The sequence below is a fragment of the Curtobacterium sp. B8 genome (assembly GCF_000333315.1).
Classification (GTDB): Bacteria; Actinomycetota; Actinomycetes; order Actinomycetales; family Microbacteriaceae; genus Curtobacterium; species Curtobacterium luteum.
In genome coordinates, this window is the sequence record NZ_BACW01000327.1 from 15,543 (window position 1) to 35,414 (window position 19,872).

A 19,872-nucleotide genomic window follows, 5' to 3' on the forward strand; every position below is an offset into this window, starting at 1 on the left:
CAGGTACTCGTGGATCCCCTCGGTCCACGCGCTCCGGGCGTAGGGTCCCGGCCATGGACTACAGACTCCTCGGCAACAGCGGGACATCGGTGTCGACGCTGACCCTCGGCACCATGACGTTCGGCAGCGAAGCCGACGAACCCACCTCCCACCAGATGCTCGACACGTTCGTCGCGGCCGGCGGCACGCTCGTCGACACCGCCGACGTGTACTCGGGCAACGAGTCCGAGCGCATCATCGGGCGCTGGCTCACGGCGCACCCCACCGAGGCGCAGCAGGTCGTCCTCGCGACCAAGGGCCGCTTCCCCCAGGGTGACGGGCCGAACGACGTCGGTCTCTCCCGCCGCCACCTCTCCCGCGCGCTCGACGCCTCGCTCGACCGGCTCGGCGTCGAGACGATCGACCTGTACCAGATGCACGCGTGGGACGCCCTCACCCCGATCGAGGAGACCCTGCGCTTCCTCGACGACGCCGTGTCCGCCGGCAAGATCGGGTCGTACGGGTTCTCGAACTACCTCGGCTACCAGATCACCAAGGCCGTGTACGAGGCCCGCGGCCACGGATGGGCACCGCCCGTGACGCTCCAGCCGCAGTACAACCTCCTCGTCCGCGACATCGAGCACGAGGTCGTCCCCGCCTGCCTCGACGCCGGCATCGGCCTGCTGCCGTGGTCGCCCCTCGCCGGCGGATGGCTGTCCGGGAAGTACCAGCGCGACGAGGCACCCACCGGCGCGACCCGCCTCGGCGAGAACCCGCAGCGCGGCATGGAGGCCTGGGAGGCCCGCAACGGGGACGAGCGCACGTGGGCCGTCCTCGACGCCGTGGCCGCCGTCGCTGACGCGCACGGCGCCTCGAAGTCCCAGGTCGCCCTCGCCTGGCTGCTCGCCCAGCCCGCCGTCACGAGCGTCATCCTCGGCGCCCGGACGGTCTCGCAGCTCGAGGACAACCTCGGTGCCGCAGACCTCGTCCTCGACGAGTCCGAACTCCGCACGCTGACCGACGCCAGCGCACCGCGGATCGACGACTACCCGTACGGAACCGCAGGCGTGGCGCAGCGCGAACGGAAGATCACGGGAGGCCGCTGACCGCCCGCTGCGACGTCCATGCGGAAAGCCGCGCAATCGGCACGCGAGTGTGGACTTCCGTTTCGGTGCGGTGTCATCCTCTTCTCACGACCGGCTGGTTACCGTGTCGAGCGATGAGGAACACCCCCTGATCCGTGTTCCACGTACGCCGGAGGCCCGGGCGATCACTCGCCCGGGCCTCCGTCTTCCCGGCGATCACGCGCGGCCAGCATCGTCGGTGCAGAGGGCCGGCAGCGGGACTCGAACCCGCAACCCCCGTATTACAAGTACGGTGCGCTACCAATTGCGCCATGCCGGCTGACGCGCCCACTCTAGCGGGACGCGTCCGGACTCACTCGGACGCCGAGAAGTTCAGCGACAGCGAGTTCATGCAGTAGCGGTCGCCGGTCGGCGTGCCGAACCCGTCCGGGAACACGTGCCCCAGGTGGGACCCGCAGTTCGCGCAGCGGACCTCGGTGCGCTGCATCCCGAGCGAGTTGTCCTCGATGAGCTGCACGGCCTCGGGCCGCACCGACTCGTAGAACGACGGCCAGCCGCAGCCGGAGTCGAACTTCGTCCCGCTCTTGAACAGCTCCGCGCCGCACGCCGCACACGTGTAGACGCCGGCGCGCTCCTCGTCGAGGAGCTCACCGGTCCACGGCCGTTCGGTGCCGGCTTGACGCAGGACGGCGTACTGGTCCGGGGAGAGCTCCTCGCGCCACTGGGCGTCGGACTTGTCGACGTTGTATGCCATGTGTTCCTCCTGCTCCTGTCGCCGCTGTGGACGGCCACCTTCAGTAAACTCGCGCCGATGTCCGAGCATTCCGTGCACCGCGCCCTCTGGGGCCGTCTGACGACGGACGAACTGTACGGCATCGTGGTGCTCCGGAACCGCGTCTTCGCCCTCGAGCAGCGGGTCACCGCCGAGGACTTCGACGGCCGTGACCGCCACGCGGACACCGAGCACTGGTGGTTCGGAACCGACACCCGAGCGGTGGGGTACCTCCGGCTGGTCCGACCCGCCCCCGGCGAGCCGCACCCGGACGGCGCCGTCCCGCCGGCGTGGGTGATCGGCCGGGTCGCGACGGACCCGGCGCACCGCGGGCGGGGGATCGCCGGGCGCCTCGTCGCCGCGGTGCTCGACGAGCACGGCGACGAGCCCTTCGTGCTGCACGCCCAGGAGTACGTCGCCGGACTGTACGAGCGTCACGGCTTCGTCCGGTTCGGCGAGCCCTACGAGGAGGCCGGCATCCGCCACGTGGGGATGCACCGGCCGTGACCACCCGTGACCGCTACAGCGCGTACGCGGACCGCATCGCCGGAGTGTCCCCGACGTACGCCGCGTGGGCACGGTCACTCGACGACGGCCTCGTCGCGCTCCTCGACGAGGTCCCCGAGCAGCAGCGGCAGCCGGAGCTGGTCTTCGCGGTCGCCCGGCGGCTGGGCGCCGACCCGACGGATCCGGACGCGCTCCGCGCACTCGGCCGGGAGGCACGACCCGCCCTGGTCGAGCATCTCCGGTCCGCCACGGTGCAGGCCAACGACCCACGTCGGCTCGCCCCGGTCGTCCCGCTCGTCGCGGCGCTGGCCGCGCGGATCGGGCGCCCGCTCGGCCTCGTGGACGCGGGTGCCGCGGCGGGGCTCTGCTCGGTCCCGGACCGCGTGACGCTCGACTACGTCGTCCCCGGACGGCCCGACGGCGCCGAGCTCCGCGCCCCCGGGCGCGCGCCGCGGCCCGGTGTGCGGGGCCGCGACATCCGTGCGGGGGCGCGGTCCGACCGAGTCCGGATGCACACCGCCGTCGGAACTCCCGCCGTCCACCTCGTCGCCGAGGCCACCGGGACGGTCCCGGCGCCGGCGGACCGCCCGATCGTCATCGGCGCGCGGGTCGCACTCGACCCGAACCCGATCGACCTCGCCGCGCCGGGTGCGTTCGACCGACTCGTCGAGGCCGTCCCGCCCGAGGCGACGGACCGCACCGCCCTGATGCGCGAGGCGGCGTCGGCGGCGCTCGCCGTGCCTCCCGTCCGGCTGCGGGGGAGCCTGCCCGGTGACCTGGACCGCGCACTCGACCACCTGCCGGACCACTGCGAACCGGTGGTGCTGACCACGGGGACGCTCGTGTACGTGCCTGGCGCGGACCGGCAGCGCGTCGTCGACCGCATCGAGGAGCGCGGCGTGCACTGGATCGCGCTGGAGCGCACCGGCATCCTGTCCGGCGTCGCGGCGACGCTGCCCGCCGGCGTCGATCCGGCCGATCCGGACGCGTTCGCGACGGCCTCGCTGGACGGCGTGGCCATGGCCGTCTCGGACCCGTTCGGCACCCGGATGCGGTGGCTCCGCGACCCGAACCTGTGACCCGGGTTCGCGACAGTCCAGCACCGTGCCAGGGTCCGGCAGGACCGCACCCCTACGATGACCGAGACCCGTGCCCAGCCCCGCGATCGGACCCGCAGTGACCGCCACCCCCGCAGACGCGCTCAGCGAGCTCGACCTGCACGTGCTCACCTTCGAGCACGACCGCGCGCGGCACGACCGGACCAAGGAAGCGGAGATCCGGGTCGAGTTCGACATGTCGCCCGCGCGCTACTACCAGGTGCTCGACCGCGTGATCGACTCACCGGCGGCGCTCGCGTACGACCCGCAGCTGGTCACCCGGCTGCAACGACTCCGGCACGCCCGTGTCACGGCGCGCGCGGGGCGCAGCTTCGCGCTCCCCGGAGGCGCACCAGAACCCCGCGAAGAGGACCGATGACCGAGAGATTCCCCCGAGACCGGTTCGACGACGTCACCGACGGGCCGCGCGTCGGCGCGCACCGCGGCCCCCAGCGTCGGGGCCGCGGCTGGATCGTCTTCGCGTGGGCTGCGCTCGCCACGGGGGTCCTCGTCGGGATCGGCGTGCTCGCGCTCGGGCTCGCGACCGGCGGGGACTCCTTCGACAGCACGTCGGGCACCACCACCACCACGTCGTCGCCGACGGCTTCCGCGTCGGGCCGGCCGTCCTCGTCGCCGTCCTCGTCCTCGTCGTCCTCGTCCTCCGCCGGCACCGGATCGTCCTCCGGTGCCACCGCGGCGACGCCGGCGCAGCAGGGCACCACCACGGTCGTCGTGCTCAACGGCACGAACACGACCGGCCTCGCCGGTCGCGCGAGCACCGCGCTCAGCGGCGCCGGGTGGAGGATCACCTCGACGGGTGACGCCGGGACCACCGGGACGACCCAGACGATCGTCTACTACCGTTCGGCCGCGTCCGCCGCGGTCGCGCAGGGCATCGCGAAGTCGCTCGGGACGACCGCGGTACAGCAGTCCGCGGCCTTCCCGAACGCCGACGTGAGTGTCGTCCTGGGGGCCGACTACACCGGCTGACACGCATTCCGGCGTGCATTCGTGACGAACGTGTTTCCGGCTCGTTGCGATTGCACGGAACGGGCGTGAAACAACGTCACACCCCTTGTCGAAACCGATTCCGTGCGCGAGAGTCGCTGGCGAGGTGCCGCACCGACGGCGCCGCCGATCGCAGCAGCACCACCGCAGGGAGCAACAATCATGGCCAACGGAACGGTCAAGTGGTTCAACGCCGAGAAGGGCTTCGGCTTCATCACCGTCGATGGGGGTGGCCAGGACGTGTTCGTGCACTACTCGGCCATCGACATGTCGGGCTACAAGGTCCTCGAGGAGGGGCAGGCGGTCACGTTCGACGTCGGCACCGGCTCGAAGGGTCCGCAGGCAGAGAGCGTCCGCCCCGCCTGAACCACTGCACTCCGCAGAACGCGCCGTCCCCGCCGGGGGCGGCGCGTTCGTCGTGTGGTGTGGGGCCTGCGTGACGGGGCACGACCCTGGAAGACGAGCCGAGCCTCCCGGCTGTGTTGCACTCGCACCCGTCGAGTGCCAGAATCGGCGTTGGCACTCGCTCACGCTGAGTGCCAGCACGACCCCCATGACGACGTCCGGGAGGGACGAGAAACTCACATGGCTAAGATCATTGCTTTCGACGAGGAGGCCCGTCGCGGCCTCGAGCGCGGCCTGAACACCCTGGCCGACGCCGTGAAGGTGACGCTCGGCCCGCGCGGCCGCAACGTCGTCCTCGAGAAGAAGTGGGGCGCCCCCACGATCACGAACGACGGTGTCTCCATCGCCAAGGAGATCGAGCTCGACGACCCGTACGAGAAGATCGGCGCCGAGCTCGTCAAGGAGGTCGCGAAGAAGACCGACGACGTCGCCGGCGACGGTACGACGACCGCGACCGTGCTCGCCCAGGCGCTCGTCCGCGAGGGCCTCCGCAACGTCGCCGCCGGTGCCGACCCCGTGTCGCTCAAGCGCGGCATCGAGAAGGCCGTCGCCGCCGTCTCCGACCAGCTCCTCGCCAACGCGAAGGACATCGAGACCAAGGACCAGATCGCCGCGACCGCGTCGATCTCGGCCGCCGACACCACCATCGGCGAGCTCATCGCCGAGGCGATCGACAAGGTCGGCAAGGAAGGCGTCGTCACCGTCGAGGAGTCGAACACCTTCGGCACCGAGCTCGAGCTCACCGAGGGCATGCGCTTCGACAAGGGCTACCTGTCGCAGTACTTCGTCACGGACCCGGAGCGCCAGGAGGCCGTCTTCGAGGACCCGTACATCCTCATCGTCAACTCGAAGATCTCGAACATCAAGGACCTGCTCCCGGTCGTCGACAAGGTGATCCAGGCGGGCAAGCAGCTCCTCATCATCGCCGAGGACGTCGACGGCGAAGCCCTCGCGACCCTCGTCGTGAACAAGATCCGCGGCATCTTCAAGTCCGTCGCCGTCAAGGCCCCGGGCTTCGGCGACCGCCGCAAGGCCATGCTGCAGGACATCGCGATCCTCACCGGCGGCCAGGTCATCTCCGAGGAGGTCGGCCTCAAGCTCGAGAACGCGACGCTCGACCTGCTGGGCAAGGCCCGCAAGGTGATCATCACCAAGGACGAGACCACGATCATCGAGGGCGCCGGCGACGACGAGCAGATCGCGGGCCGCGTCCGTCAGATCCGCTCCGAGATCGAGGCGACCGACTCCGACTACGACCGCGAGAAGCTCCAGGAGCGCCTCGCGAAGCTCGCCGGTGGCGTGGCGGTCATCAAGGCCGGTGCCGCGACCGAGGTCGAGCTCAAGGAGCGCAAGCACCGCATCGAGGACGCCGTCCGCAACGCGAAGGCCGCTGTCGAGGAGGGCATCGTCGCCGGTGGTGGCGTCGCCCTCATCCAGGCGTCCGTCGCGCTCGACTCGCTCTCCCTCGAGGGTGACGAGGCGACCGGTGCGAACATCGTCCGCGTCGCGATCGACGCGCCGCTCAAGCAGATCGCGCTGAACGCCGGTCTCGAGCCGGGCGTCGTCGCCGCCAAGGTCCGCGAGCTCGAGTCGGGTCACGGCCTCAACGCCGCGACCGGCGAGTACGTCGACCTCGTCGCCGCGGGCATCATCGACCCGGCCAAGGTCACGCGCTCGGCGCTGCAGAACGCTGCGTCGATCGCCGGTCTGTTCCTCACGACCGAGGTCGTCGTCGCCGACAAGCCCGAGAAGGCCCCGGCCATGCCGGCCGGCGACCCCACGGGTGGCATGGACTTCTGATCTGGTCCTGACACGGAGGGGCCCCGCACGCGAGCGCGTGCGGGGCCCTTCCGCGTGCGGGGGGGGGGGGGGGGGGCGTGCGGCGCGGGCGGAGGTTTGCGAGCGCCGGAAGGTCACGACACCCCGTACTCCGTCCGCCGTCGGTCACGAAGTGTCGGTATCGCGCGCCCCGAGCGACTGTTCGTGACCGAGCGACACGATCCACCCGGGGAGTCGCGACCCCGTGCTGGCGGACAGAACTCGGGCACCAAGCAGTCTGGCTCCTGCACATCCCTGAGAAGCACGGTCGTTCTCCACACCGGAAGGCAGGCACGCTCGACTGGTCGGCGAACTCGTGAGCATCGGAACATGCGCCGAGCTCGACCACTTCCTCCAGACTTCGATGCGACAGTCTTCCGCACCGGTGACGCCCTCGCCGCGGGCGTGAGCAGTGAACGTCTCCGGCGATCAGACCTCGAGCGGCCGACTCGGGGTGTCCGCGCGCCCGCCGGCTCCGACGACTTCGTGTCGGCGATCGCGATCGTCATGCGAGACGATCAGTACTTCAGCCACGTCACCGCGGCACGACTGTGGGGTGCTCCGCTCCCGCGCGCGGCGCAGGACGATCGGCGCGTGCACGTGACGACCGTCGGGACGCTCCGGATGCGGCGCCCCGGTGTCGTCGCGCATCGAGCTGTGTCCGCGGAGGTGCGTGTCCTGAACGGCCTCCGTCTGAGCGCTCCCGCGTCCGCGTGGTTCGAGTGTGCTGGCGTGATCGATCGCATGGCGCTGGTCGCGGTCGGCGATCACATGGTCGGACGAGCGGGCTTGGCCACGATCGACGACCTCCGACGCGCGATCCGTCCGGGCAGCCCGCACGCTGTCGCGGCTCGACGTGCGGTCGAACTGGTGCGGGTGGGCTGCGAGTCGCCGATGGAGACATGGATGCGGATCGCTGTCATCGAGGCAGGCTTCCCCGAGCCGGAACTCAACATCGACGTGCACGACGCCACGGGTGCTTTCCTCGGGCGAGTCGACCTCGCTTGGCCGCGACTCAGGATCGCGCTCGAGTACGACGGCGAGCATCATCGCGAGCGGGACGTCTTCCAGCACGATCAGCGGCGGGACAACGGGTTCGTCGTGAACGACTGGACCGTCATCCACGCGACGGCGGCCGATGCGGTCCGGCCCGCAGTGTTGTTCGAACGACTACGGCAGGCGTTCGTCGCGAAGGGTGCCGCCCTGTGATCGAGATCGCTTGCCGTTCTGCAGCGGTCACGACGCACCGCGTGGCAGCGGGCAAGAGGTCACGTTCGGTCGCTTCGGCTCATCCACAGCGACGATTCGTGACCGCGCGGCGGTTCGGCGCGGGGTGTCGTGACCGCTCGGGCGGCGGTGCCGGCAGCGCGGCGCCGCGCCGGCAGCGGGCGGCGGCAGCGCGGCCGCGGCAGCGCAGCGCGGCAGCGCGTCAGGCGGCGGGGGCGGCGTCCTCGGGCGCCGGGGGCGTCCAGTCGCGGGGGAGCAGGGGGAGCCACACCCGGAAGGTGGCGCCGCCGCCCTCGGTGTCGAACACCTCGACCGACCCGTGGTGCGCCTGCACGATGCCCGACACGATCGCGAGCCCCAGCCCAGAGCCGCCGGTGTCCCGCGCCCGCGAGGTGTCCGCCCGCCAGAACCGCTGGAAGATCTTGTCGCGGAGCTGCGGGGGGATGCCCTCCCCGTGGTCGATGACGTCGATGTTCGCCATCCCGCGCTCCTCGTCGACCCCGATGCCGAGCTCGATGGGGTCGTCCGACGGCGTGAAGCGCATCGCGTTGCCCATGAGGTTGGTGACGACCTGCCGGATCTTGTTCTCCTCGGCGAGGACGATCGGCGGGCGCTTCGGCAGCACGACCGTGGGCAGCGGTGTCGTCTCGTCGCTCGGTGCCGCGTCGAAGCTCATGGCCCGGCTGCGCCGAGCCCGGAGTCGCGCGATCGTCTGGCGGGAGAACGCGATCGGACCGGTCGTGTTCGCGGAGCTCGGCCCCGAGGCCTCCGGGACCTCCCCGGTCTCCCCGAACGGCGAGCCCGGGGACGTGGGTGCCGGCCGGACCACCTGCGGCACGCTCTCGCCGGTCACGCTGTCCTCGACGAGCACCTGGATCTCGCGGTCGGGGTTCGACGCCATGGTGTCGAGTGCCGAGTCGCGGGCGATCGACACGAGGTCGACCGGACCGAGCTCCAGCGGCTTCGACTCGTCGATGCGCGCGAGCTGCAGGAGGTCCTGCACGAGGAGACCCATGCGCTGGGCCTCCTTCTCGATGCGCTCCATCGCCTGCGCCACGTCCTCTTCCTTGCGGAGGGCGCCCATGCGGTACAGCTCGGCGTACCCGCGGAGGGACACCAGGGGCGTGCGGAGCTCGTGCGAGGCGTCCCCGACGAACCGACGCATCTGGTCGATCGTGCGCTCGCGGTCCTCGAACGCGGTGTCGATGCGCTCGAGCATGGCGTTCAGGGAGCGGTTGAGGCGCCCGACCTCGGTGTTCGGGGTGTCCGCTTCGAGGCGCTGGTTGAAGTCGCCGGCCGCGAAACGTGCAGCGGTGTCCTCGACGTCGCGCAAGGGGTCGAACGTCGCGGTGACGAGCAGGCGCGTGAGCATCGCGCCGAGCAGGATCACCGCGATGCCGAAGAACAGGAAGATGACCGTGAAGCGGAGGATCGTCTGGTCCGCCGTGGCGCTCGACACCGCCACGAGCACGTAGCCGGTGTTGGTGACGCCGTCCGAGCGGTTCTGCAGCGACGCCGGGATGACCTGCGCGCGCCACTCGTGGTCGTGTTGGGCGTCGTAGAGGGTGATGCGGTCCGAGCTCTGCGCGGCCCGGGCGAGCTCCGACCCCGTGATCGCCGGCCGGCTCGACGCCTTCGTCTGGCAGATCTGGTTGCCGGAGTCATCGAACGCGGCCACGTACACGCTCTGCGACAGCACGACCGAGACCTTGCAGTACTGCTCGCCGTCGCTGATGTTCTGACCCTCGAGCTGCTCCGTCGTCTGCTTGACGCTGTTGTCGAGCTGGAGCATGAGGTAGGTCGAGAGCACGGTCATCGTGCCGAGCCCCGCGACGAGCAGCCCGAGCGCGACCAGGAGCACCGTGATCCCGGTGATCTTGGTGCGGAGGGAGATCCCGTCCCACCAGCGGCTCATTCGCGTGTGCATGCTGCCCCAACGATAGACAGCGACCGCCCGGTGAAACCGGACGGCCGCCGTGAAGAACTGCGCCTACGAGGCCTTGGCTGCCTTGAGCATGTAGCCGAACCCGCGCTTGGTCTGGATGACCGGCTCGGCCGAGTACTGGTCGAGCTTGCGGCGGAGGTACGAGATGTAGGACTCGACGATGCCCGCGTCGCCGTTGAAGTCGTACTCCCACACGTGGTCGAGGATCTGCGCCTTGGAGAGCACCCGGTTCGGGTTGAGCATGAGGTAGCGGAGCAGCTTGAACTCGGTCGGCGAGAGCTCGATCTGCGCGTCGCCGATCGTGACCTCGTGCGTGTCCTGGTCCATGGTGAGCTCGCCGGCGCGGATGATCGCGTCCTCTTCGTCGTTCATGGTGCGACGGAGGATGGCCTTGATCCGGGCGACGATCTCGTCGAGCGAGAACGGCTTGGTGACGTAGTCGTCGCCGCCGACCGTGAGGCCGGTGATCTTGTCCTCGGTGTCGTCCTTCGCGGTGAGGAACAGGATCGGCGAGGTGTAGCCGGACGAGCGGAGGCGCTTGGTGACGCCGAAGCCGTTCATGTCAGGGAGCATGACGTCGAGGATGATGAGGTCCGGCTCTTCCTCGAGCACGGCGGAGATGGCCTGCGCACCGTTGCCCACGGCACGCACGGCGAAACCGGCGAAGCGCAGGGAGGTCGTCAGCAGGTCGCGGATGTTCGGCTCGTCATCGACGATCAGGATCTTGGGGCCATCGCTCATGAGCCCATCTTCTGACCGTTCCTTGTGGCTTTGCTGTGAGCGGTGCGTACGTGAGCACGGGGCGGCCTGGAGGGGCGGNGNGGGNTNGCACCGCGCCTCCAGGCCGTCGATCGGTCGCCGTCGCGACGTGGCCGCTACGCGGCCGCAGCGACCTGGTCGGCGTCGAGGATCGTGTACGAGTAGCCCTGCTCGGCGAGGAACCGCTGTCGGTTCTGCGCGAAGTCCTGGTCGACGGTGTCCCGCGTGACGAGCGTGTAGAAGGACGCAGGCAGGCCGTCCTTGTTCGGCCGGAGGAGTCGCCCGAGGCGCTGTGCCTCTTCCTGCCGGGAGCCGAACGACCCCGACACCTGGATCGCCACCGTCGCGTCGGGCAGGTCGACCGAGAAGTTCGCCACCTTCGAAACGACGAGCACGTCGATCGCCCCGGTGCGGAACGCCTGGAAGAGCCGCTCGCGCTCGTCGACCGGGGTCGCTCCGGTGATCTCGGCCGCGTCCAGGGACTCGGCGAGCGAGTCGAGCTGGTCGATGTACTGGCCGATCACGAGGATCTGCTCGCCACGGTGCTTCTCGATGAGCTCTCGGACCACCGGGGTCTTCGCCGGGGTCGTCGCGGCGAGCCGGTACCGCTCGTCGTCGCCGGACGCCGCGTACTCGAGCCGGTCGCCGTGCGGGAGGTCGATGCGCACCTCGAAGCACGAGGCGGGGGAGATGTAGCCCTGCGCCTCGATCTCCTTCCACGGGGCGTCGTACCGCTTCGGGCCGATGAGCGAGAAGACGTCGCCCTCCCGCCCGTCCTCGCGGACGAGGGTGGCGGTCAGCCCGAGGCGGCGGCGGGCCTGCAGGTCCGCGGTCAGCTTGAACACCGGCGCGGGCAGCAGGTGGACCTCGTCGTACACGATGAGGCCCCAGTCGAGGGCGTCGAGCAGCGACAGGTGGGTGTACTCGCCCTTCCGGCGCGCGGTGAGGATCTGGTAGGTCGCGATCGTGACCGGGCGGATCTCCTTCACCGAGCCCGAGTACTCGCCGATCTCGTCCTCGGTGAGGGTGGTGCGGCGGAGCAGCTCCGAGCGCCACTGCCGCGCCGACACGGTGTTCGTGACGAGGATGAGCGTGGTGGCCTTGACGGTTGCCATCGCCCCGGCGCCGACCAGCGTCTTGCCGGCACCACAGGGGAGCACGACGACGCCGGAGCCCTGCGCGAAGAACGTGTCGACCGCCTGCTCCTGGTACGGCCGCAGGTGCCAGTCGGCGGTCTCGAGGTCGATCGCGTGCGGCTGCCCGGGGGTGTAGCCCGCGAGGTCCTCCGCGGGCCAGCCGAGCTTCACGAGCTCCTGCTTCACCTGTCCGCGGGCCCACGGTTGCAGCTCGATCTCGTTCGGGGAGCGCTGGTCGCCGAGGAGCGGCTTGATGCGCTTGGACCGGGTGACCTCGGCGAGGATCGTCGGGTCGGTCGCCGTGAGGAGCAACATCGGCTGGCGCTCGAGCTCCTCGCCCGGGGAGTTCGCGATCGCCGGGGCGTCCGGTCGTTCCTCGCGGCGGATGACGAGTCGCCCGTACCGCGAGACGGTGTCGCGGATGTCGACCGTGACGCTCTGCGGGACCGGGAACTTCGCGAACCGCTCGAGCGTGTCGATCATCGCCTCGGCGTCGTGTCCGGCCGCGCGGGCGTTCCACAGGCCGAGCCGGGTGATCCGGTACGTGTGCACGTGTTCGGGCGCGCGTTCGAGCTCCGCGAAGACGGCGAGTTCGTGGCGCGCGTCCTCCGCGTCGGGGTGCGCGACCTCGAGGAGCACCGTGCGGTCGCTCTGCACGATCAGCGGTCCGTTCATGACGGATCAGCCTAGGCGCTCCGCCTGCGCGCCGGCCGGGGTGTGGATCAGGCGTCGCTCTCCACAGCCACGACGAGGGAGAGCGGCAGGGTCCGTTCGACGTCGACCGTCGTGTCCTTGCCGCGGACCCGACCGGCGGCCACCGACGTCGGCACGATCGAGAACGGTCTTTCCGTCCCGTCCGGCATGCGCACCGTGAGCCGGATCGGGGTCCGGCCGCGGACCGCGAGGTCGATCTGGCGACCGAGCCACTCCTGCTCGGGCTCGCCCTCCGCGCGCTCGGTGGTGAGGCGGAGCCGCTCCACGAGCGCCCGTGCGGCGTCACGCGGGTCGCGTCCAGCTGCGCGGCGGACGGGAGGCGCGGCCGCCACGGTCGCCTGGGCTGCGGTCGTCAGCACGGCCGGGTACCGGGCGTCGCGGAGCGCCGTGTGCACCACCTGCGCCGGGTAGCGGGTGGTCAGCGTGGTGAGGTCGGGCCGGTCCCACGACATCTGCCGGAGCTCGGCGTCCACGCCGATCAGGTCGAGCTGGTCGGCGGTGCCGCGGACGACGGAACCGACGCCGCCCACGCCGAGGTCGACCACGATGCTGCCGTCCCGTTCGGCCACCTGGTCGACGAGGTAGGCGAGCGGCTGCGGCACGCCGGACACGGAGAGCCGCTCGAGGCTCCCCAGCACGGCGTCGCGGTCGAGGCCGGCCCGGAACGCCCGGGCGAGCGACTCCTCCGAGATCCGGTACCGCGCGGCGAGCCCCGGCGCCTCGAGGGTCGCGACGGCCCGCAGCTCCGCGTCGTCGGCCGGTGCGAGCGGCCCCGGTGCGATCACGGTGAGGTCGTGCTGCAGGTACACCCCGGGGACGGTGTCGGGCAGGTCGGCGGCCGCCCGAGCGTCGGCGTCCGCGCCACCGGCGAGCAGCGCGGCGCCGGTCGTGGTGAGGACGCCGTCGACCGCGAGTCCGAGCACTGCGCCCGTGCCGGCGACGGTGAGGAGCTCGGCGTCGAGCCACCGCGCCCCGGCCGGGTACGCCCAGCGGCCGGTCGCGACGAGGTCGTGCCAGTCGGGCCCGGCCAGCTCGAGGACCTCGCCCACGGCGGGGTCGAGCGAGGCGCGCCAGGCGGCGACCATCGTGGTCCACCGGTCCGGCCACGGTGCGACGAGCCAGGCGCGGCCCGGTCCGGACACGCTCCACGTGCCCTGGTCGAGCGACGCCAGACCCGTGCGCCGGAGGAGCGCCAGTCGGTCCGGCACCACCTCGGGTGCGGTGCCGAGGCGTTCGCCCAGCGTCTTCGCGAGCGGGGTGCCGATCCCGCCCTTGACGAGCTCGCGGACCTCGCCCGCGTCGACGGCGTGGAGGAGCTCGGCGAGCACGGTCATCGTCGAGAAGGCGTGCTCCGCCCCGGTCGCGCGTGCCGCGTCGTCGTCGACGGGTGCCGCGGGGCGGGCGGGTGGCGTGCCTCCAGGCCGGTCGGCCGCGTCCACGACGTCCGGGTGGGCCGCGAGGCGGTCCGTCACCGCGTCGTCGACACCGCCGTCCGCGTCCGCGAGACCGAGTTCGACCGCGGGGGCGAGCGCCGCCGGGTCACCGCCGTCGCGCAGGGCGAGGAGGGCCGCACGGGGCAGGTGCTCGATGGCCGCGTCGACCGCGTCGTCGGTGCGGAGCGCCTCCGCCAGGTCGAAGAAGTCGGCGACGTGCTGTGGACCGGACTCGGCGAGGGCCGCCGCGGGCAGTCGACGGGCCACGACGAGCCGCTCGAGGGCGTCGTCGGGCATCGCCCGCAGCCGGGCGGCGAGGTCGGCGGTGGTCGTCATCGTCCGTCCGCTCCGTGCCGGGTCCGGGATCTCAGCGAGACGTCCGGTTCTCGCGGGCCCGACGCGTCCAGACGACGCCCAGCAGGACGAACAGGAGGACCATGCCGATCGGCAGACCGACCAGCGGGATCGCCATGACGACGGGCCACGGCATCGACGCTCCCGCGCTGGGAACCGTGAGCCACATCACGATCACGGCGGCGAGGCACAGGAAGGCAGCGATGAAGATGCCCCCGACCATGAACCCGAGCACGCGTTCGGTACGATTGAACGTCACCGAGGGGTCCGCTGCGGCGCGGGGGGTCCCGGTGGATCGGGTCGGCTTGGCCATCGACCCAGGATATCCGACGCACCACGGCCGTTCCACGACCACGAGGAGTCCACGCATGCCCACCGGCAAGGTCAAGTTCTACGACGACCAGAAGGGGTTCGGGTTCATCACCGGCGACGACGGTGACCAGGTCTTCCTGCACGCGTCCTCGCTGCCGGACGGCGTCACCACGGTGAAGGCCGGCTCGCGGCTCGAGTACGGCGTGGTCCAGGGCAAGAAGGGGTCGCAGGCGCTGTCCGTGCGGCTCCTCGACCCGCAGCCGTCGCTCGCGAAGATGTCCCGCCGCTCGGCCGACGACATGGCCGTGATCGTCGAGGACCTCGTGAAGGAGCTCGACCGCATCAGCGGTGACCTCCGGCACGGTCGCTACCCGAAGAACGGCGAGCGCCTCGCCGCGATCCTCCGCCACGTCGCGGACCAGCTGGACGCCTGATGCCCACGCACGAGTACGAGCGCCTGGCGCGCACCGCCCTGCTCGAGGTCACGCCCGACTCGACCGTCGGCGCGTTCATCGACGCCGTGGACGAGGGCGACGACACGGTCTCGCTCCGCTTCGCCAACCGCATGCCGGGCTACCCCGGCTGGCGCTGGACCGTCTCGGTGGCGAAGATCGGCGAGGACGACCCGACGGTGCTCGAGGTCGAGCTCATGCCCGGCGACGGCTCGCTCGTCGCGCCGGAGTGGGTGCCGTGGTCCGAGCGCCTGGCGGAGTACCGCGCGGCGCAGGAGTCCGACGGGCCCGAGGACGACGACGAAGCGGACGACGACGACCTCGACGAGGACGCCGACTACGACGACCCGGACGACGACGAAGCGGACGACGACGAGTCGGACGACGATGACGACGACTTCGACGCCGACGAGGACGACCTCAGCGAGTCGGACGACGACGACCTCGACGGCGTGGACGTCGACGAGCTCGACGACACGGCCGACGAGGACGAGCCGGAGCCGGAGCCGGTCGCACCGCCGCGCGCGCGGCGGCGTCGGGCGCAGCGGGTCCACCCCGTCGACCCGCACGAGGACCTCGAGGTCGACCGGCTCGACGCGAGCGAGGTCGACCCGGACCACCACCGGTCCTGACCGGACCGGCAACGGACTGGAGGCGCGGTGCCAGCTGGCACCGCGCCTCCCGTCCGTCCGTCCGTGCGTCAGCGCGACAGCTCGCCCACCACGTACTCGATCGCCTTGGTGAGCTGCGCGACGTCGCCCGGCTCGATCGCTGTGAAGCTCGCGATGCGCAGCTGGTTGCGCCCGAGCTTCCGGTACGGCTCGGTGTCGACGATGCCGTTGGCGCGGAGCGTCGCGGCCACGGCCTTCGCGTCGACCGCGTCGTCGAGGTCGATCGTCGCGACCACCTGCGACCGGTGCGACGGCTCGCTCACGAACGGCGTCGCGAAGTCGACCGAGGCCGCCCAGTCGTAGACCGTCCCCGAGGACTGCTTCGTCCGGGCGTCAGCCCAGGCGATGCCGCCCGACTCGTTGATCCAGCGGACCTGGTCGTCCAGGAGCAGCAGGGTCGCGAGCGCCGGGGTGTTCAGCGTCTGGTTCAACCGGGAGTTGTCGACGGCGTTCTGCAGCGACAGGAACTCCGGGATGTACCGGTCGCTCGCGGCGATGCGCTCCACCCGCTCGATCGCGGCGGGGGAGAACAGCGCGAGCCAGAGCCCGCCGTCCGAGGCGAAGTTCTTCTGCGGGGCGAAGTAGTACACGTCCGTGGCCTCGACGTCGAACGCGGCACCGCCGGCGGCGCTCGTCGCGTCGACCACCGTCAGCGCGCCGGGGTCGCCGTCCGCGCGGACCACGGGTGCCATGACGCCGGTCGAGGTCTCGTTGTGCGGGTAGGCGTAGACGTCGACGCCCTCGACCGGCTCGAGCGCGGCGAGCGACCCGCCCGGCGCCTCGACGACGTGCGGTGCCTCGAGCCACGGAGCGGCAGCGGCCTTGGCGAACTTCGACCCGAACTCGCCGAACGACAGGTTCTCGGCGCGACGCTCGATCAGCCCGAACGCGGCGGCGTCCCAGAACGCGGTCGACCCGCCGTTGCCGAGGACGACCTCGTAGCCGTCGGGCACCTGGAAGAGGTCGGCGATGCCCTGCCGGACGCTGCCGACGAGGTCCTTGACGGGCTTCTGCCGGTGGGAGGTCCCGAGGATCGTCGCTCCCCGCGTCACGAGGGACTCGAGCTGTGCGCCACGGATCTTGGACGGGCCGCAGCCGAAGCGTCCGTCGGTCGGGAGGAGGTCGGCTGGGATGACGATGTCTGCCATGGAGCGATCCTACCGGCGCGGTATCCCAGGGCATTCCTTGACCCGTGCAAGCGTTGGTCCCTCCGTGTCACCGTGAACAAGTAGGGTGGCTGGACCCGGACATGAGAGGCGGACCGTGACCGATCTCGTCGACACCACGGAGATGTACCTGCGCACCATCCTCGACCTCGAGGAAGAAGCGATCATCCCGCTGCGCGCCCGTATCTCGGAGCGCCTCGGCCACTCGGGTCCCACGGTCTCGCAGACCATCGCCCGCATGGAGCGCGACGGCCTCGTGGTCGTCTCGGGTGACCGCCACCTCGAGCTCACGACCGAGGGACGGTCCCGCGCGACGCACGTCATGCGGAAGCACCGGCTCGCCGAGCGGCTGCTCTCCGACGTCATCGGGCTCGACTGGGCGTTCGTCCACGACGAGGCCTGCCGTTGGGAGCACGTCATGAGCGAACAGGTGGAGGTCCGGCTGCTCGAGATGCTCGGCAACCCGACCGAGTCGCCGTACGGCAACCCGATCCCCGGTCTCGCCGAGATCGGCGGCCCCGACGCCGGCGGCTTCCTCGACGGCGTGCAGAACATCGTCGCCGCGACGGAGGGCACCGACGCGGTCGCCACGGGCACGATCCGACGCCTGGGCGAGCCCGTCCAGTTCGAGCCCGAACTCCTGCACCAGCTGCGCACCGCCGGGGTGATGCCCGGTCGGGTCGCGAGCGTGCAGCGCGCCGGCGCCTACGTGGCCGTCCGCGTCGACGGCGAGGACTCCGGCATCGAGCTGCCGAGCGAGGTCGCGCAGCACGTGTACATCGAGCGCAGCGACGCCTGACTCGAACTCGTCTTTACCGATTCGTTACAAAGGGGCGGTTTCGTCTCGACAAGGTAACGACGGCCACGTACACTCGTCGAGTCCCCGGGCTGACACCGAACCCGGGAACCCGTGGCAGGACGTCTCGAGCCCGTCTCCTGCCTCGATCGGAAACGATGACGAACGGATGGGGTTCCACGGTCCGGCCACTGCCGGACGGTGGTGACGAGGCGCCGGAGACACCACCCTTGACGCTGAACGGTTCCGCCGCGGACGACCAGACCGCGAACCCGACGAACACCGCTGACGCCCTCGCCACCCGACGGTCGACCCGCGCCGCTGCCGCCCCGCAGCCGACGCGCCGTGCTGCTGCCCCGCAGTCGGTCAAGACCGCCCCGCTCCCCGGCGGCCGTCGTGCCGCCCAAGAGGCCGCTCGTGCCGACCGCGCGAAGGCCAGCTCGAGCGCCCGCAAGCGCCGCTTCCTCGCCCCGGTCGTCCTGACCGTCGCCGCCGGGATGTTCGGCACCATGGCCGTCCCCGCCGCGTTCGCCTCCACCCAGCAGCCCGCCGACGCCGCGGCCGCCGCCCAGCGGCAGGCGCGCACGACCGGCGAGCAGAACTTCTCGGTGTCCGACGCCGTCGCCCTCGCCGGCACCAGCCGCGACGGCTTCGGCGCCACCGCCCAGTCGACGCTCGACGCCGAGGCGGAGCAGAAGGCCGAGGCCGAGGCTGCCGCGTCGGCCGCCGCCGAAGCAGCCGCTGCCGCGAAGCAGGCCGCCGCGACGGAGAAGGCCCGCGCCGCGACCGCCTCGCAGTACGCCTCCTACTCCGGCCCGAGTGCTGCCGACTACGTCGCGAGCTCGACCGCCGCGGACACGCCGTTCTCGCTGCCCGCCGTGGTCGCCACCGCGAAGCAGTACATCGGCACCCCCTACGTCTTCGGCGGCGCCGACCCGTCGGGCTTCGACTGCTCGGGCTACGTCATGTTCGTGTACGCGCAGTACGGCATCAACCTCGCCCACTCGGTCCCGCTCCAGGACCAGGCCGGCACCACGATCCCCGAGTCCGAGGCGCAGCCCGGCGACGTCGTCATCTTCAACAACGAGGCGCACGACGGCTTCTACATGGGCAACGGCATGATCATGGACGCGCCGAAGCCCGGCGGGTCCGTCTCGATCCGTCCGATCTGGACCAGCGACTACAACATCGTCCGCTTCGGGATCTGACGCGGGCGCACGCTCCGCTGGACCCCACCCCGGGCGACGCCCGTGCGTCGAACCCGTGAACATCGCCGGAACCGGCCCGCACACCCTCGTGCGGGGCCGGTTTCCGACGTATCCTGACGCTGCACCGGCCCTTCGGCTGCGAGCAGGGAGACCTCATGTCAGCGTTCCGCACGACCCGCACCATGGGTCGGCGCGCGCACGTCGACATATGGTCGACCACCGCCTGCGTGCACGAGCACGCCCCGTCATGACGAGAGCACTGCCCATCCGGGTGGTGCTCTTCGTGGTTCCGGGGCCGTGCGCGCGAGCGACGGTCACCTGCGCGACGCCCTGGTCCGGCGCACCCGCACCGCCTGGAAGCCGTCCAGGCACGTCGGAAGGGAACCCATGCGCACTCTCGTCCTCAACGCCGGTTACGAGCCCCTCGCGGTGATCTCGTTCCGACGGGCCCTCGTGCTGGTCATGAACCAGAAGGCCGCCATCGTCGCCGCCGACCTCGACCACCCGGTGACGGGGTCGACGTCGACCTACGACCGTCCGTCCGTCATCGTCCTCACGCGGTACGTGCGCATCCCGCACTCCAGACTCGTGCCCGTCTCGCGTCGCGGTGTCCTTCGCCGTGACGCCAACCGCTGCGCCTACTGCGACCGGCACGCCACCACGATCGACCACGTCCAGCCGAAGTCCCGCGGCGGGCAGGACTCGTGGGAGAACCTCGTCGCCTGCTGCCTGGCGTGCAACAACACCAAGGGCGACCGCACCCCGCAGGAGATGGGGTGGCACTTGCGCTTCCGACCGAAGGCACCGCACGGGGCATCGTGGGTGGTGCGCGGCATCGAGCGGCCGCAGGCCGACTGGGACGAGTTCCTGATGGCCGCGTAGCGGCGGACGCTGCTGTCGCAGCAGACGGACGGGAGGCCCGGTGCGGGCAGGCACCGCGCCTCCCGTCCGCCGTGTGGTGACTGCCGCTAGAGTGGTCGCGCCAGCCTCTGTAGCTCAAGGAAGAGCAGTTCCGTCCAAGAAACGGT

20 protein-coding genes and 1 tRNA gene are annotated in these 19,872 nt (G+C 71.2%); 12 read left to right on the forward strand and 9 right to left on the reverse strand.

What is annotated here, in order from left to right:
* The first annotated feature begins 53 nt into the window (after positions 1–53).
* Positions 54–1,085 (forward strand): aldo/keto reductase, encoded by a 1,032-nt coding sequence (locus I59_RS08225; RefSeq protein WP_022903455.1) that lies wholly within the window; start codon positions 54–56, stop codon positions 1,083–1,085.
* 225 nt (positions 1,086–1,310) lie between these two features.
* On the opposite strand, the gene I59_RS08230 is transcribed toward I59_RS08225, so the two are convergent.
* Positions 1,311–1,383: transfer RNA gene (locus tag I59_RS08230), tRNA-Thr, on the reverse strand.
* Between the two features lie 33 nt (positions 1,384–1,416).
* Entirely contained in the window at positions 1,417–1,818 is a 402-nt protein-coding gene (msrB, locus tag I59_RS08235) for a peptide-methionine (R)-S-oxide reductase MsrB (RefSeq protein WP_022903456.1), read from the reverse strand.
* 57 nt (positions 1,819–1,875) lie between these two features.
* Here msrB and I59_RS08240 point away from each other — a divergent pair, with 57 nt between their 5' ends.
* From I59_RS08240 to groL, 6 genes are all read left to right on the forward strand, one after another.
* Positions 1,876–2,343, forward strand: a complete 468-nt coding sequence (locus I59_RS08240; protein ID WP_031273371.1) for a GNAT family N-acetyltransferase — start codon at positions 1,876–1,878, stop codon at positions 2,341–2,343.
* On the forward strand, positions 2,340–3,422 hold the full coding sequence (locus I59_RS08245) for a DUF2332 family protein (protein WP_022903458.1): 1,083 nt from the start codon (positions 2,340–2,342) through the stop codon (positions 3,420–3,422). The genes I59_RS08240 and I59_RS08245 overlap by 4 nt, the downstream gene beginning before the upstream one ends.
* Before the next feature lie 97 nt (positions 3,423–3,519).
* On the forward strand, positions 3,520–3,819 hold the full coding sequence (locus I59_RS08250; RefSeq protein WP_022903459.1) for a DUF3263 domain-containing protein: 300 nt from the start codon (positions 3,520–3,522) through the stop codon (positions 3,817–3,819).
* Positions 3,816–4,430 (forward strand): LytR C-terminal domain-containing protein, encoded by a 615-nt coding sequence (locus I59_RS08255; RefSeq protein ID WP_022903460.1) that lies wholly within the window; start codon positions 3,816–3,818, stop codon positions 4,428–4,430. The genes I59_RS08250 and I59_RS08255 overlap by 4 nt, the downstream gene beginning before the upstream one ends.
* 180 nt (positions 4,431–4,610) lie before the next feature.
* Positions 4,611–4,814 carry a cold-shock protein gene (locus tag I59_RS08260; protein ID WP_022903461.1) on the forward strand — a complete coding sequence of 68 codons (204 nt, stop codon included), beginning with the start codon at positions 4,611–4,613 and terminating at the stop codon, positions 4,812–4,814.
* 219 nt (positions 4,815–5,033) lie between these two features.
* A complete protein-coding gene (gene groL, locus I59_RS08265) occupies positions 5,034–6,653 on the forward strand; it encodes a chaperonin GroEL (RefSeq protein ID WP_022903462.1) in 1,620 nt (539 codons plus the stop codon).
* 447 nt (positions 6,654–7,100) lie between these two features.
* On the opposite strand, the gene I59_RS22035 is transcribed toward groL, so the two are convergent.
* The 6 genes from I59_RS22035 to I59_RS08295 form a co-directional block, all read right to left on the reverse strand.
* Positions 7,101–7,745 carry a hypothetical protein gene (locus I59_RS22035; protein WP_148286139.1) on the reverse strand — a complete coding sequence of 215 codons (645 nt, stop codon included), beginning with the start codon at positions 7,743–7,745 and terminating at the stop codon, positions 7,101–7,103.
* Positions 7,746–8,100: 355 nt separating this feature from the next.
* Positions 8,101–9,825 (reverse strand): cell wall metabolism sensor histidine kinase WalK, encoded by a 1,725-nt coding sequence (locus I59_RS08275; RefSeq protein ID WP_022903464.1) that lies wholly within the window; start codon positions 9,823–9,825, stop codon positions 8,101–8,103.
* 63 nt (positions 9,826–9,888) lie between these two features.
* Complete coding sequence (locus I59_RS08280) at positions 9,889–10,584, reverse strand: response regulator transcription factor (RefSeq protein WP_022903465.1); 696 nt, start codon at positions 10,582–10,584, stop codon at positions 9,889–9,891.
* Between the two features lie 134 nt (positions 10,585–10,718).
* Entirely contained in the window at positions 10,719–12,413 is a 1,695-nt protein-coding gene (locus I59_RS08285; RefSeq protein WP_022903466.1) for a DNA repair helicase XPB, read from the reverse strand.
* A gap of 47 nt (positions 12,414–12,460) precedes the next feature.
* Positions 12,461–14,221 (reverse strand): helicase-associated domain-containing protein, encoded by a 1,761-nt coding sequence (locus tag I59_RS08290; RefSeq protein WP_022903467.1) that lies wholly within the window; start codon positions 14,219–14,221, stop codon positions 12,461–12,463.
* Positions 14,222–14,252: 31 nt separating this feature from the next.
* Entirely contained in the window at positions 14,253–14,552 is a 300-nt protein-coding gene (locus I59_RS08295) for a hypothetical protein (protein ID WP_022903468.1), read from the reverse strand.
* A gap of 55 nt (positions 14,553–14,607) precedes the next feature.
* On the opposite strand from I59_RS08295, the gene I59_RS08300 reads away from it, so the two are divergent.
* Positions 14,608–14,985: a cold-shock protein gene (locus I59_RS08300; protein ID WP_022903469.1), complete on the forward strand. Its 378-nt coding sequence runs from the start codon at positions 14,608–14,610 to the stop codon at positions 14,983–14,985.
* On the forward strand, positions 14,985–15,635 hold the full coding sequence (locus I59_RS08305; RefSeq protein WP_022903470.1) for a DUF3027 domain-containing protein: 651 nt from the start codon (positions 14,985–14,987) through the stop codon (positions 15,633–15,635). Before I59_RS08300 ends, I59_RS08305 begins: the two co-directional genes overlap by 1 nt.
* Positions 15,636–15,703: 68 nt before the next feature.
* Here I59_RS08305 and serC read toward each other — a convergent pair whose 3' ends face one another.
* A complete protein-coding gene (serC, locus tag I59_RS08310; RefSeq protein WP_022903471.1) occupies positions 15,704–16,822 on the reverse strand; it encodes a phosphoserine transaminase in 1,119 nt (372 codons plus the stop codon).
* A 115-nt stretch (positions 16,823–16,937) separates the two neighbouring features.
* Here serC and I59_RS08315 point away from each other — a divergent pair, with 115 nt between their 5' ends.
* From I59_RS08315 to I59_RS08325, 3 genes are all read left to right on the forward strand, one after another.
* Positions 16,938–17,639 (forward strand): metal-dependent transcriptional regulator, encoded by a 702-nt coding sequence (locus tag I59_RS08315; RefSeq protein ID WP_022903472.1) that lies wholly within the window; start codon positions 16,938–16,940, stop codon positions 17,637–17,639.
* A gap of 227 nt (positions 17,640–17,866) precedes the next feature.
* On the forward strand, positions 17,867–18,844 hold the full coding sequence (locus I59_RS23695; RefSeq protein ID WP_022903473.1) for a C40 family peptidase: 978 nt from the start codon (positions 17,867–17,869) through the stop codon (positions 18,842–18,844).
* A 387-nt stretch (positions 18,845–19,231) separates the two neighbouring features.
* Positions 19,232–19,726 (forward strand): HNH endonuclease, encoded by a 495-nt coding sequence (locus I59_RS08325; protein ID WP_022903474.1) that lies wholly within the window; start codon positions 19,232–19,234, stop codon positions 19,724–19,726.
* Positions 19,727–19,872 lie beyond the last annotated feature (146 nt).

What these genes read in the sequence shown, in the direction of transcription:
- I59_RS08285 (WP_022903466.1), bottom strand. Translation starts at nt 12,413, where the DNA reads ATGAACGGACCGCTGATCGTGCAGAGCGACCGCACGGTGCTCCTCGAG.
- I59_RS08280 (WP_022903465.1), bottom strand. Translation starts at nt 10,584, where the DNA reads ATGAGCGATGGCCCCAAGATCCTGATCGTCGATGACGAGCCGAACATC.
- I59_RS08275 (WP_022903464.1), bottom strand. Translation starts at nt 9,825, where the DNA reads ATGCACACGCGAATGAGCCGCTGGTGGGACGGGATCTCCCTCCGCACC.
- I59_RS08305 (WP_022903470.1), top strand. Translation starts at nt 14,985, where the DNA reads ATGCCCACGCACGAGTACGAGCGCCTGGCGCGCACCGCCCTGCTCGAG.
- I59_RS08295 (WP_022903468.1), bottom strand. Translation starts at nt 14,552, where the DNA reads ATGGCCAAGCCGACCCGATCCACCGGGACCCCCCGCGCCGCAGCGGAC.
- I59_RS08325 (WP_022903474.1), top strand. Translation starts at nt 19,232, where the DNA reads ATGCGCACTCTCGTCCTCAACGCCGGTTACGAGCCCCTCGCGGTGATC.
- I59_RS08240 (WP_031273371.1), top strand. Translation starts at nt 1,876, where the DNA reads ATGTCCGAGCATTCCGTGCACCGCGCCCTCTGGGGCCGTCTGACGACG.
- I59_RS08300 (WP_022903469.1), top strand. Translation starts at nt 14,608, where the DNA reads ATGCCCACCGGCAAGGTCAAGTTCTACGACGACCAGAAGGGGTTCGGG.
- serC (WP_022903471.1), bottom strand. Translation starts at nt 16,822, where the DNA reads ATGGCAGACATCGTCATCCCAGCCGACCTCCTCCCGACCGACGGACGC.
- groL (WP_022903462.1), top strand. Translation starts at nt 5,034, where the DNA reads ATGGCTAAGATCATTGCTTTCGACGAGGAGGCCCGTCGCGGCCTCGAG.
- I59_RS08255 (WP_022903460.1), top strand. Translation starts at nt 3,816, where the DNA reads ATGACCGAGAGATTCCCCCGAGACCGGTTCGACGACGTCACCGACGGG.
- I59_RS08225 (WP_022903455.1), top strand. Translation starts at nt 54, where the DNA reads ATGGACTACAGACTCCTCGGCAACAGCGGGACATCGGTGTCGACGCTG.
- I59_RS08290 (WP_022903467.1), bottom strand. Translation starts at nt 14,221, where the DNA reads ATGACGACCACCGCCGACCTCGCCGCCCGGCTGCGGGCGATGCCCGAC.
- msrB (WP_022903456.1), bottom strand. Translation starts at nt 1,818, where the DNA reads ATGGCATACAACGTCGACAAGTCCGACGCCCAGTGGCGCGAGGAGCTC.
- I59_RS08260 (WP_022903461.1), top strand. Translation starts at nt 4,611, where the DNA reads ATGGCCAACGGAACGGTCAAGTGGTTCAACGCCGAGAAGGGCTTCGGC.